Origin of the sequence: Streptomyces sp. NPDC048211 (assembly GCF_043202315.1) — a bacterium.
Taxonomy (GTDB): Bacteria; Actinomycetota; Actinomycetes; order Streptomycetales; family Streptomycetaceae; genus Streptomyces.
The window spans coordinates 910,960-922,922 of record NZ_JBIDAD010000002.1; the positions used below are offsets into that span (position 1 = coordinate 910,960).

10 protein-coding genes are annotated in these 11,963 nt (G+C 71.9%); 5 read left to right on the plus strand and 5 right to left on the minus strand.

Features of this window, described 5'->3' with window-relative positions; translation table 11 throughout:
• Positions 1-120 precede the first annotated feature (120 nt).
• Positions 121-2,562 carry a SpoIIE family protein phosphatase gene (locus tag ACGFZA_RS10895; RefSeq protein WP_393678678.1) on the plus strand — a complete coding sequence of 814 codons (2,442 nt, stop codon included), beginning with the start codon at positions 121-123 and terminating at the stop codon, positions 2,560-2,562.
• 102 nt (positions 2,563-2,664) lie between these two features.
• A complete protein-coding gene (locus ACGFZA_RS10900) occupies positions 2,665-3,384 on the plus strand; it encodes a class I SAM-dependent methyltransferase (RefSeq protein WP_393678679.1) in 720 nt (239 codons plus the stop codon).
• 54 nt (positions 3,385-3,438) lie between these two features.
• On the opposite strand, the gene ACGFZA_RS10905 is transcribed toward ACGFZA_RS10900, so the two are convergent.
• From ACGFZA_RS10905 to ACGFZA_RS10915, 3 genes are read right to left on the minus strand one after another with little or no spacing between them, the layout of a single operon-like run.
• Positions 3,439-4,518 (minus strand): acyltransferase, encoded by a 1,080-nt coding sequence (locus ACGFZA_RS10905; RefSeq protein WP_393678680.1) that lies wholly within the window; start codon positions 4,516-4,518, stop codon positions 3,439-3,441.
• Positions 4,518-6,755 carry a bifunctional polysaccharide deacetylase/glycosyltransferase family 2 protein gene (locus tag ACGFZA_RS10910; RefSeq protein WP_393678681.1) on the minus strand — a complete coding sequence of 746 codons (2,238 nt, stop codon included), beginning with the start codon at positions 6,753-6,755 and terminating at the stop codon, positions 4,518-4,520. Before ACGFZA_RS10910 ends, ACGFZA_RS10905 begins: the two co-directional genes overlap by 1 nt.
• A complete protein-coding gene (locus tag ACGFZA_RS10915; protein ID WP_393678682.1) occupies positions 6,752-7,087 on the minus strand; it encodes a hypothetical protein in 336 nt (111 codons plus the stop codon). The genes ACGFZA_RS10910 and ACGFZA_RS10915 overlap by 4 nt, the downstream gene beginning before the upstream one ends.
• A gap of 306 nt (positions 7,088-7,393) precedes the next feature.
• On the opposite strand from ACGFZA_RS10915, the gene ACGFZA_RS10920 reads away from it, so the two are divergent.
• Entirely contained in the window at positions 7,394-8,410 is a 1,017-nt protein-coding gene (locus ACGFZA_RS10920; RefSeq protein ID WP_385278036.1) for a chitinase, read from the plus strand.
• A gap of 10 nt (positions 8,411-8,420) precedes the next feature.
• On the opposite strand, the gene ACGFZA_RS10925 is transcribed toward ACGFZA_RS10920, so the two are convergent.
• On the minus strand, positions 8,421-9,311 hold the full coding sequence (locus ACGFZA_RS10925) for a LysR family transcriptional regulator (RefSeq protein ID WP_385278034.1): 891 nt from the start codon (positions 9,309-9,311) through the stop codon (positions 8,421-8,423).
• A gap of 129 nt (positions 9,312-9,440) precedes the next feature.
• Here ACGFZA_RS10925 and ACGFZA_RS10930 point away from each other — a divergent pair, with 129 nt between their 5' ends.
• Positions 9,441-10,442, plus strand: a complete 1,002-nt coding sequence (locus ACGFZA_RS10930; protein ID WP_393678896.1) for an aldo/keto reductase — start codon at positions 9,441-9,443, stop codon at positions 10,440-10,442.
• An 81-nt stretch (positions 10,443-10,523) separates the two neighbouring features.
• Here the strand turns inward: ACGFZA_RS10930 and ACGFZA_RS10935 are convergent, their stop codons facing one another.
• Positions 10,524-10,865 carry an ArsR/SmtB family transcription factor gene (locus tag ACGFZA_RS10935; protein ID WP_393678683.1) on the minus strand — a complete coding sequence of 114 codons (342 nt, stop codon included), beginning with the start codon at positions 10,863-10,865 and terminating at the stop codon, positions 10,524-10,526.
• Positions 10,866-10,969: 104 nt separating this feature from the next.
• Between ACGFZA_RS10935 and ACGFZA_RS10940 the strand changes: the two genes are divergently transcribed.
• Positions 10,970-11,947: a zinc-binding alcohol dehydrogenase family protein gene (locus ACGFZA_RS10940; RefSeq protein ID WP_393678684.1), complete on the plus strand. Its 978-nt coding sequence runs from the start codon at positions 10,970-10,972 to the stop codon at positions 11,945-11,947.
• The last annotated feature ends 16 nt before the right edge of the window (positions 11,948-11,963 follow it).

Here is an 11,963-nt window from a genome sequence, read left to right on the forward strand (position 1 = left end):
GGCGCGGCACCCCACCCCCTTCGGGGGCGATTGTTCCGATGACCCGCGACACCGGACGCGGGGCCGTACCGTGGACACACGCATCGCAGAACCTTGCGGTGAGGAAGGAGCCTTCCGCCCATGGACCCCGGTGTGCCGCCGCAGAGGACACCACAGCCGCGCGACGCCGCGGCGGGCCGCGTGCGGCTCGCCGTGGTCGTCGTCGACGCGGACGGACTCGTCTCCCACTGGTCAACCGGTGCGAGGAGGCTCTTCGGGGTCTCCCGGGAGGACGCCGTCGGCTGCCAGGCAGGTGAACTCCTGCCGGTATCAGGGGCGTTACGCCGGCACGGCGATCCCCTGCCGGACGGGGTGTACGAGGAGTTGGGCCCCGAACTCGACAGCTCCCTGAGCGGTGCCGTCGCCTACCCGGCGGCGGGCCGGGCCCGCGTGGACGACGCCCGCCGCGGCCGCGTCGACGTGCTGTGGTGGGCCTATCCGCTCGTCGGTCCCGGCCCCGAACGGCTGCTCATGCTCGCCGCGGACTCCGAACCCCTGCGGGGGGACCGGGCCGGCGCGGACACCGAGACGATCTCCCCCGGATTCGCCCTGCACACGGACTTCCCCGGCTACCGGGATCTCTCCTCGCGGCTGCCCGAGATCCTGCCCAGCATGAGCGTCCAGGAAGCCACCAGGATCGTCGCCCAGATCCTCGAACTCGGCTACCCCGTGCTTGAGTTCAGCCATCACGACCGGATCCCGGTGACTCCGGACTGGGGTGTGCCGCGGCGCCCGGGACACCTCGCCGCCGACGGCCCGCTCCACACCGCCGTGGGTTCCCCCGTGCCGCTCGCCGTGCCCCGCCCCGAGCTGGACCTCGAATACGCGGCCGTCCGTGAACGGCTGGAATTCCTCAACGAGGTCAGCGGCCGCATCGGCACCTCCCTCGACCTGGAACGCACCATCCGCGAGGTCACCAGCGCCGCCGTGCCCCGCTTCACCGACTTCGCCGGTACGCATCTGCGCGCCGCGGTCCTGGCCGGCGAGGGCTTCCCGGACGGGCCGCCCGACGTCACGACGATCTGGCACCGCGTGTGGGTCGAGCACAACGACGAACCGGGCCGGTGGGACGACACCGTGCCCGTCGGCGAATCCATCGCCTTCCCCGAGCACACCCCGTTCTTCCAGTGCATGGTCACCGGCGAACCCGTCATCGTCCCCTATGTCAGCGAGGAGTTGAGCAACCGGATCTCGGGCGAGTTCGAGAAGCGTGACCTGCGCCCCCTGATCACGCACCGCTCCCTGCTCATCGTGCCCCTCAAGGCTCGCGACGTGGTGCTCGGCTTCATGGTGCTGATGCGCCGCCCCGGCCGCGAACCCTTCGACGACATCGACCGCACCACGGGCGCCGAACTGGCCGCCAGGGCCGGGCTCGTCCTCGACAACGCCCGTATGTACACCTACCAGGAGAACGTCGCCGAGACGCTCCAGGACAGCATGCTGCCGCAGATCGAACCGCGCATGGCGGGCTGTGACATCGCCACCCGCTATCTGCCCGGCGCCCGGCTCGGCCGGGTCGGCGGCGACTGGTTCGACTCGGTGAAACTCCCCGGCTCCCGGACCGCTCTCGTCGTCGGCGACGTGATGGGGCACGGGCTCAACTCAGCCGCGATGATGGGACAGTTGCGCACGGCCGTCCTGACCATGGCCACGATGGAGATGCCGCCCGCCCAATTGCTGCGCAATCTCGACGATCTGGCCCGGCGACTCGGTGAGCAGTACCTCGCGACATGCCTCTACGCGGTCTACGACCCCATCCGCTCCGAGCTCCAGATCGCCAACGCCGGTCACATCCCGCCCGTGCTGGTCCGGGCCGAGGACGGCCGGGCCGAGCTGCTCGACCTGCCGACCGGTGCGCCGGTCGGCGTCGGCGGAGTCGCCTTCGAGGCCGTCACCGTCCGGGTGCGGCCGGGCGACCGGCTGGTGCTCTGCACCGACGGCCTGGTCGAGGTGAGGGGGCAGGACATCGGGGCAGGCCTGGCCGCGCTGTGTGCGTCGGCCGCCCATCCCGCCGCGTCGATGGACGCCGCCTGCGACACGATCATCCGGGCCCTGAACCCCAGCGGCGGCCGCAAGGACGATGTGGCCCTGCTGATGGCCCGGCTCAACGGCATCCCGGACGGCGACGTCGCCGAATGGCAACTGGCGCTGGACCCGCGCGAGGTGGCCCGGGCCCGTCGGCTGGTGCGCGGCAGGCTCCTCGACTGGGATCTGCCGGACGCGGTGGAGGCCGCCGAGCTGATGGTCAGCGAGCTTGTCACCAATGCCGTGAAGCACGGCCGCACCCACCACATCGGGCTCCGGCTCGTCCGCACCGGCGCCCTGCTGTGCGAAGTCAGCGACGACGAGCCTGCCCCCGCCACGCTGTTGGGCGCCACCGCACACGACGAGTTCGGCCGCGGACTGGTCCTGGTGAGCAGACTCGCGAGCGAATGGGGCACCAGTGCCACGGCGCGCGGCAAGACCGTCTGGTTCGAGCTGGCGCTGTCCCGTGTCCCGCGCCCCCGGCCGATCGCCTGGTGAAAGGTTGCCCTCAACTCTGTGCGCACCCTTGCCCGGAACAGGGGAAGGCGATAGTCCGGTTCTGAGCGGAAAGCCGCGGAACGGCCGGACTGGGGAGTGCGCATGGATGTGTCGCAGCGATACCGCGAGGCGTGGGAAGGCTTCTGGTCGGCCACCTCGGACACACCCGGCGAGGCGATCTGGGACGCCGACCCCTCGCTGAGCGCCGTACCGCACAGTGAACTGTTCCTGCCGTACGCCGATATCTCGCTGCCCGTCGCGGACCTCGGCTGCGGCAACGGCACCCAGACCCGGTATCTCGCCACCCGGTTCTCCCGCGCGGTCGGCGTGGACCTCTCGCACGCCGCGATCGGCCACGCCCGCCGGGCGGACTCCGAAGGCGTCGCCGAGTTCGTCCAGCTGGACCTGGTCGACGCAGACGCGGTGCGCGCCCTGCACGAGCGGATCGGCGACGCGAACGTCTACATGCGGGCGGTCATCCACCAGAGCGACCCCGAGGCCAGGCCGGCGGTCGCGGCGGCCGTGGCGACGCTGCTGGGGAAACACGGCCGGGCGTTCGTCGCCGAGCTGACCCCGGCCTCCAAGGCGGTGCTGGAGCAGGCGGCCCAGGGGCCGGACGGGCCGCCCGAGAAGCTGCGGCGGGTGTTCGAGCACGGGCTGAAACCGGCGAGCGCCAGCGAGGAGGAGCTGCCCCGGGTGCTGCGGGCGGCCGGGCTGACCACCCTGGACAGCGGTGACACGGCGCTGCCGCAGACCGAGCACCTGCCCGATGGGACCCGGATCGACCTGCCGGCGCGGTGGTTCGTCCTGGCCGCCCGCTGATCCGGGCGCGCACCGGCCCCGGGCGAGGAGTTGGTCCGGGGCCGGACGCGTCGTTCAGGGCAGCAGCCGCGGTCTCCGTTTCGCCGCCACGTCCTCGACCCAGCCGAAGAGCAGCACGGCCGCGGCGATGAGGACCCAGGCGGCCCCGAACTGGAGCCAGGTGCTGCCGAGCGGCAGATGCCGTTCGAACGCGGGCACGTTCCACATCAGGTCGATCAGGGGCACGCTCGCCATCAGCGCGACCTCGTGCCACAGGTAGACGGTCACCGCGCGGGCGTTGAACACCTTCACCACCCGCGCCGCCACGGGGCGGCGGCCGAGCCATGCGCAGCCGGGCCGGAACCGCAGGAGCAGCAGGACGAATCCCGCGGACCACAGGGCCTGGGCGAGGGGGATGTCGTCGAGGTCGTACGACCCGTCGACCCGGTGGTGCAGCGCCCACCAGCATCCGGCCGCCAGCAGGACCGGAGCCACGGCGACGGCCCGGCCGGGGCGCATCCGGTCGAGCACCCCGTCGCGGTGGGCGAAACCGAGCAGCCAGCAGAACAGGAAGACCGACCCGTCGCTCAGCGCACTCCCCAGCCGCCCGTCCGGCCCCCCGCCCAGCCCGGTCAGCACCACGACGGGGACGAGAGACAGGGCCAGTGCCGGGAGTGGCGCGAGCCGGAAGAGCCGCAGCAGGACGGGTGACAGGAGGACGAACCAGAGGTACGTCCGCAGGTACCACAGCACCGCCCAGGCCTGCTCGCCCCACGCGTCGCCCGGCGGGTCACCGACCGGCAGCACCCAGTACAGGACATCGGCGCCGGGCACCCAGCCGTGCAGCAGCATCGCCGTGCCGAGGAGCAGGCCGAACGCCCACAGCGGGATCAGCAGCCTCCGCAGACGCCCCCGGATCACCTGCCCGGCCGGCCGCTCCAGGGAGCGCGACATGAGTGAACCGGCGAGGGCGAACATCACCCCCATGGACGGGAACACGAGCCCCAGCCAGGGCCATGCGAAGGTGTGGTAGGTGACGACGCGGACCAGGGCGAAGGCCCGCAGTACGTCGAACCAGCGGTCGCGTCCGCCGTCGGGCGCAGGCCTTGCCGGGGCGGCCGCCAGGGGTGCACCGCGCCGGTGCGCACCCCCCATCAGCGGCTCTCCGTACCGGACACGGGAGCCCCGACCGCGCCCGTCCGCTTCAGCTTCTGCCAGCGGAGCCGGCCGCCGGTCGCCGCGGTGACGCAGGAGTGGATGAGCACCAGGTACATCAGCTGGCGGTACGCGAGCTGCTGGAGCGGCATCATGAGCAGATACCGGTACTTCTCCCGGTCGAGGCGGAACGCGTAGGCCGCGCAGGCCAGTTGCACCAGCAGGATCGCCAGCCAGGCCAGCAGGGACGCCCTGAGGTCCACGAACAGCATCGCGTAGAGCGTGAACACGTCGATCAGCGGGGCGAACAGCGGCGTGACGATCTGGAAGAGGACCACCAGGGGCATGCCCACCCGGCCGAAGCGGCCCGAGGGGCCGCGGTCGGTGACGGACCTCCGGTGCTTCCACAGCGCCTGCATGGTGCCGTAGCTCCAGCGGTAGCGCTGTCGCCACAACTGCCCCAGGGAGGCCGGGGCCTCCGTCCACGCGCGGGCGTGCTCGGCGTAGACGACGCGCCAGCCGGCCCGGTGCAGGGCGATCGTGATGTCGGTGTCCTCGGCGAGCGTGTCCTCGCTCATGCCGCCGACGTCCAGCACCGCTGTGCGGCGGAACGCGCCGATCGCCCCGGGGATCGTCGGCATGCAGCGCAGCAGGTCGTACATCCGGCGGTCGAGGTTGAAGCCCATCACGTACTCGATGTGCTGCCAGGCCCCGATGACCGTGTTGCGGTTGCCGACCTTGGCGTTGCCCGCGACCGCGCCGACCTCGGGGTCGCCGAAGGGCTGTACGAGCCGGTGCACGGTGTCGGGTTCGAAGACGGTGTCGCCGTCCATCATCACGACGATGTCGTGACGCGCCTGCCGTACACCGTTGTTGAGGGCGGCCGACTTGCCCGCGTTCGCCTGGCGGACGACCCGGACGTTGGGCAGGCCCAAGGACTCGGCGATCTCCGCCGTCCCGTCGGTGGACCCGTCGTCGACGACGACGATCTCGATCGGATGGGTGCTGGACGCCAGCGAGTTGAGCGTGTGGGCGATGCACTCCTTCTCGTTGTACGCGGGCACGATCACGCTCACCGGGCCGGTGACCTCGGGCCCCCAGACGAACCGGCGTCTGTTGCGCTGCCGGTGGTGGCGGCGGGCCAGGAGGAGCATCAGCCCGAACCGTCCCAGCACGGCGACTCCGACGACGGTCAGTGCCGCGGCGAGTCCGGGCACCGTCCATTCGGCGACCGCGACGGCGGCGAGGAGCGCCCGGCCCTCCCACAGGGTGGTGGTGCCGGCCTTGCGGTGCGCTGCCTGCCCGGGGTCGGAGCCGGCCGCCGAGGCGGCGGCCGGCGGACCGGCGGCCTCACCCGTCTGCGCCTGGCCGTTCTGAGTGGACTGAGCGGACTGTGCCTGGTCGGCCTGCTGCTGGGCGCCGCTGACCGTGGTGAAGGTGTAGCCCTTCGCCTTCATCTGCTTGATGTACCGGGGCAGGGCCGCAAGGGTCTGCGCACGGTTGCCGCCCGCGTCGTGGAAGAGCACCGAGGCGCCCTTGCCGCCCTTCGGCGTCGCCAGGTCGATGATCCTGTCGGCTCCGGGCTGCTGCCAGTCCTCGCTGTCGGTGTCGATGAACACGCTGGTGTACCCCAGCGCGCCGAGCTTCTGGTAGACGGGCCAGCTGTAGTCGTCGATGGCGTCGTTCGTCGACGAGTACGGGGCGCGGAACAGTGTCGTGGTGATGCCGGCGGCCCCGGCCAGGGCCAGTTGTGTCTGGGCGATCTCACGCGTGATGCGGGAGGCGCTCTGGTAGGAGAGGTCGACGTGGGTGAAGGTGTGGACGCCCACCTCGTTGCCGTGGTCGACCACCTTGCGCACGATGCCCGGATAGCGCGAGACCATGGAGCCCACCAGGAAGAACGTGCCCGGCACGTCGTTGTCGTCCAGGATGTCGAGGACCTTGCCGGTCCACTCGGGATCGGGCCCGTCGTCGAAGGTCAGCACGATCGTCTTGTCGGGCACCGACTGCGTGCGGGCCGTGCCGCCCCGGAAGCTGAGCAGGGGACCGCCGTCCAGGACGCTCTCCGGCACCTTGTCCGCACTCGCGCCGGAGCGGACCCGCTGGTCGTTGCCGACCTCGGCCCGCAGATAGCCGTCGAGCAGCATCACGGAGGCGAGGCCCAGGAGCAGCAGAAGGGCGATGACCACCCGGGGCCCCGGTATCGCCTGGCGGCGGTCGCGTCCGGTGCGGCTCATCGGGCCGTCCCGGCGCTCGGCGGGGCATACGCGGCGCCGCCGCCGGGCGGCGCGCCTCCGGGGCCGCCCCGGGCGTCGGACGTGCCGTCGAAGGGGAGCAGGGTCGAGGGCGACAGGGAGATCCCGCCCATGAAGGCGAGGGCCAGCACGGCGACGTACCCGACGCAGGCGACACCCAGCGCGGCACCGGCCCGGCGCAGCAGCCGGGCGCGGCGGCCGGACGTGTCCACGAAGACCGGTCCGTCCTGCACCGCGGGCAGGGAGGTGCGCGCGTGTTTGCGGCGACGGCCACGTGCGGCCGGATCTGTCTCGACAGGGGTATCGGAATGCATTTGCGTATGTTGACCAACGGCCATGTGCGAAATCTGGGGCTTTACTGGCCGGACGCTGTGGATCCGGGCGTCACCTGTCGATGGGCTGAGAGAACGAGGGCGGTGTGAGGCGGCCCGTAGTGCTCGATGGATGGCCAACCAGGCCTCCAACGCGGGGGTTTGACGTAAGGGGTGCGGCGTGGGGCGCTGTCCGGCCATGAATGCGCTGTGAGGGTGGCGGCTGGCAGGTGTGAGAGGTTTTGGGTGTTCCAGTCCCTCTGTGTCGCGTTTTCGGGGCACTCTTTGCCGAAAGCAGGTGCAAACACCATGCGTGTGTCAGTGTTCCGGGGGGCCGCGGCCGGCGTCGGCCTCGCCGCACTTCTTCTCACCTGCTCCGCCTGCGCGACCGGCACGGCCGCCGACCAGGGAGCCGCGTCGGCCCCTCGTCCGACCGCCACCGGGGCGGCCCCTGCGGCCACCGCGTACACCCCGTACGTCAGTGCCACGACCGCCGCCGACACGGACGCGGCGGGTTCCCCCGACACGTACAACCTCGCCTTCGTGGTCGCCGACGGCGACGCGTGCACCCCGCTCTGGGGCGGGACCGCGGCGGCCGACGACTCTGCGGTCGTCGCGCGCGTCGCGGCGCTCACCGCCTCCGGAGCGGACGTCCGGGTCTCCTTCGGCGGCGCTGCGGGCACCGAGGCGGCGCTCGCCTGTGACAGCGCGCGGGAACTCGCCGACGCGTACGGCGACGTGCTCGACGCGGTCGGCGCGACCAAGGCGGACTTCGACATCGAGGGCGACGCGCTCACCGACACCGCGTCCGTCGCCCGCCGCAACGAGGCCCTGCACCTGCTCCAGCAGGAGCGGGACCTGGACGTCACGTACACCCTGCCGGTCATGCCCGACGGGCTGGAGGCGAGCGGGAGGGCCGTCCTCGACGACGCGGTCACCCGGGACGTCGAGGTCTCGGCGGTGAACATCATGGCGATGAACTACAGCTCGTCCCACGACGGCGACATGAGCGACTACGCGGAACAGGCTGCCTCGGCGGCGCACGACCAGGTCGCGGACGTCTTCGGACTGCCGGACGACGAGGCCTGGCGGGCCCTGCACATCACCGTGATGATCGGGGTCAACGACGTGGCGGGGGAGACCTTCACACGGGCCGACGCGGCGTCCCTGCGCTCCTTCGCCCGGCGTGAGGGCGTCGGCGCCCTCTCCCTGTGGGCCGCTTTCCGCGACCGGCAGTGCACCGGCGAGGACACCACGAAGGCCGGCGACACGTGCAGCGGCGTCGAGCAGGAGGACGGAGCGTTCGCCGAGGCGCTGGGCGGCTGACCGCTGCGGGTCAGTGCCCGGTCCCCTCCCGGACGAGCGCCATCAGCGCCCGCGCGCCGGGGCTCATCGCCTGCGCGGCGGGAAGCACCACGACGCTCTCGTAGTACGGCTGGTCCTTCCCGTCGAGTGGGACCGCCACCAGGCCCCGGGCCTCGGGCTTGCGGGAGAAGTGGTGCGGCACCACCGCGATCCCGAGCCCCTCGTGCACCAGCTCCAGCAGGCTGTGCACGTCGTTCACCTCCAGCGCCACCGTGCGGCGCACCCCCGCGGCGGCGAAGGCCTCGTCGGCCGCACGGCGCGGGCCGAAGTCCGGATGGAAGTCGATGAACGCCTCACCCGGCAGCTCGTCCCAGCCGACCCGGTCCGCCGGGGCCAGCCGGTGCCCGGGCGCGCACAGCAGGACCATGGGCTCACGGGCCAGCGGGACCAGCTCGCCACGCCACTCCACGGGGGAGACCGTGGCGGCGAAGGCGATGTCGAGACGCCCGCCCGCCACCCCGTCCACCAGGTTCGTCGTCCCCTCCTGGCGGAGCCGGATCTCCATGTGCGGGTGCTCGCGGTGGAAGGCGGCGAGCAGCCGCGGCAGGCTCACCCCGGCCACGCACTGCTCCACGCCCACCGACAGGGTGCCGCGCAGCAGTCCCCGTACCGCGTCGACGGCGTCCTTCGCCGCCCGCGCGCCCGCCAGGGTGCGTTCGGCCTCCACCAGCAGGGCGCGGCCGGCCTCGGTCAGCCGCACACTGCGGGTCGTCCGGCTGAACAGCGGGGTCCGCAGTTCCTGCTCCAGGGCCCGCACGGAGGCGGAGAGGCCCGACTGCGACACGGCCACGCGTTCGGCGGCCCGGGTGAAATGCTGCTCCTGGGCGACGGCGACGAAATGTTCCAGCTGACGCAACTCCATGATTGAGAAATATAGGCGCTGAATCCCAGCGGAATCTCCTGTTGGACTGCTGGATCGTTGTGCGCGAGCCTGGACCCCGCACGCCGAACCCCGTCATGAACCGGAACGATCTCTCCCGTGGAGCCCCGTATGTACATCCCGTCCGCCGACCGCTACCAGGACATGCCGTACCGGCGCACCGGGCGCAGCGGTCTCAAGCTGCCCGCCCTCTCGCTCGGTCTGTGGCACAACTTCGGCGGTGACAGGACACCGGAGTCCCAGGGGCAGATCCTGCGCCGGGCGTTCGACCTCGGGATCACCCACTTCGACCTGGCGAACAACTACGGGCCGCCGCCCGGCTCCGCCGAGGAGGCGATGGGCCGCGCGCTGGGGACGGACTTCGCCCGGCACCGGGACGAGATCATCGTCTCCACCAAGGCCGGCTACCTGATGTGGGACGGTCCGTACGGGGAGTGGGGCTCGCGCAAGAACCTGCTGTCCTCGCTGGACCAGAGCCTCGGCCGCCTCGGCCTCGACTACGTGGACATCTTCTACTCCCACCGGCCCGACCCCGAGACCCCGCTCGAAGAGACGATGGGCGCTCTCCACTCGGCGGTGCAGCAGGGCAAGGCGCTCTACGTGGGTATCTCCAACTACTCGGCCGAGCAGACGAGGGAGGCCGCCCGGATCCTGAAGGACCTCGGCACTCCGCTGCTCATCCACCAGCCCCGGTACTCGATGCTGGACCGGTGGGTCGAGGACGGGCTGCTCACGGCCCTGGACGAGCTGGGCATCGGCTCCATCGCGTACTCGCCGCTGGAGCAGGGCATCCTCTCCGACCGCTATCTCCGCGGCATCCCGGAGGGCTCGCGGGCGGCCGGCAGCAGCCCGTTCCTGTCGGCCGACTCGGTCACCCCCGACCTGGTCGGGCGGCTCCGCGAGCTCGACCAACTGGCCTCCGAGCGTGGTCAGTCGCTGGCCCAGATGGCGCTGGCCTGGGTGCTGCGCGGTGGCCGGGTCACCTCCGCGGTGGTCGGTGCGAGCAGCGTCGCTCAGCTGGAGAACAGCGTCGAGGCGATCCGCAACCTGGACTTCGGCGACAAGGAACTCGACAGGATCGAGAAGCTGCTGAAGGGCGCCAAGCGCCGCTGAACGACGGAAAGGCCGGCGCCCCGCGATCGCGGGGCGCCGGCCTTTCCGCCGTTCAGCGGCGGTTCTGCCGGAAGTCCCGCCTCAGACGTCGTCGGCGCGCAGCAGCAGGTGCAGCAGACCCGGGAAGCGGGCCTCGAACTCCTCGCGGCGCAGGCGGTTGACCCGTTTGGGGCCCAGGTCGCGCTGTTCCACCAGGCCCGCCCCGCGCAGCACCGAGAAGTGATGGCTGAGGGCGGCCTTGCCGACGGGTACGTCGAAGCTGCCGCAGGTGCGCGTCCAGTCCTCGGAGCCCGCCAGGTCGCGGACCAGTTGGAGGCGCACCGGGTCGGCCAGCGCGGAGAGGGCCGTCAGTACGGGGACCTCGGCCGGGTCGGTGTGTACGGGGGCGGCGCGATGTCCGCTGCCCGCAGTCTGGTTGGGCATGGTGCGCTCCTCGTGTCCGTGACCCCTTGCGGAGTGTTCGATGAAAATCTTACACTCCAAGTGTTCGCTTTTCGTTGAACACAACTCTCTGGGGGCGGTCTGTCATGCGTACGGTCGAGTTCAAGGAGTACGGCGGGCCCGAGGTGCTGAAGGTCGTCGAGACGGCCGCCCCGGAGCCCGGCCCCGGCCAGGTCACGATCGACGTGGCCTACGCGGGCGTCAACTTCGCCGACCTCAAGGCCAGGTCCGTGGGATACCGGGTGTCCGGACTGCCCTTCGTGCCCGGTCTGGAGGTCTCGGGCCGGGTGCGGGCCGTCGGCGACGGGGTCGAGGGGCTGAGTCCGGGTCAGGAGGCAGCCGCCTTCCTCGACGGCGGCGGATACGCGGACGTGGTGACGGCGCCGGCCGACACGGTCTTCCCGCTCCCGGCCGGAGTGGATCTGCGCACGGGTGCCACCCTGCCCACCGTGCTGCCGACCGCGCACGCCCTGCTGCACGAGGTCGGACGGCTGCGGGCGGGCGAGAGCGTGCTGGTGCAGGGCGCGGCCGGGGGAGTCGGTACCGTGGCCGGACAACTGGCCCGGGCCGCGGGCGCCGGAGCCGTGTACGGCGTGGTGTCCTCCGCCGCGAAGGCCGACTACGCCCTGGCCCACGGCTACGACGAGGTGTTCGTCGGCGACACCTTCCCGGACGAGGTCCGCCGCGCCACCGGCGGCCGGGGCGTCGACCTGGTGCTCGACTCCGTCGGCGGGGACACCCTGCGCCGCGGCATCGACGCGCTCGCCGTGTTCGGGCGCCTGGTCTCCTTCGGCAACGCGAGCGGCGCACAGCCCTGGAGCGCCGGGCAGAGCGAGCTCTACCCGGGCAGCAGGTCGGTGGCCGGCTTCTCGATCCTGGAACTGGCCGCCAATGATCCCGCCACCCTGCGTGCCGTCGCGGAGCGCGCCTTCCGTACCGTGACCGACGGACACGTCGACCTTCCGGTGACGGCCGAATTCGCGCTGGCGGACGCGGCCGACGCGCACCTGCTGATGGAGGGGCGCACGTCGACCGGCAAGCTCGTTCTGCGTATCGGCGGCTGAGCGGTTACGCCCCTCA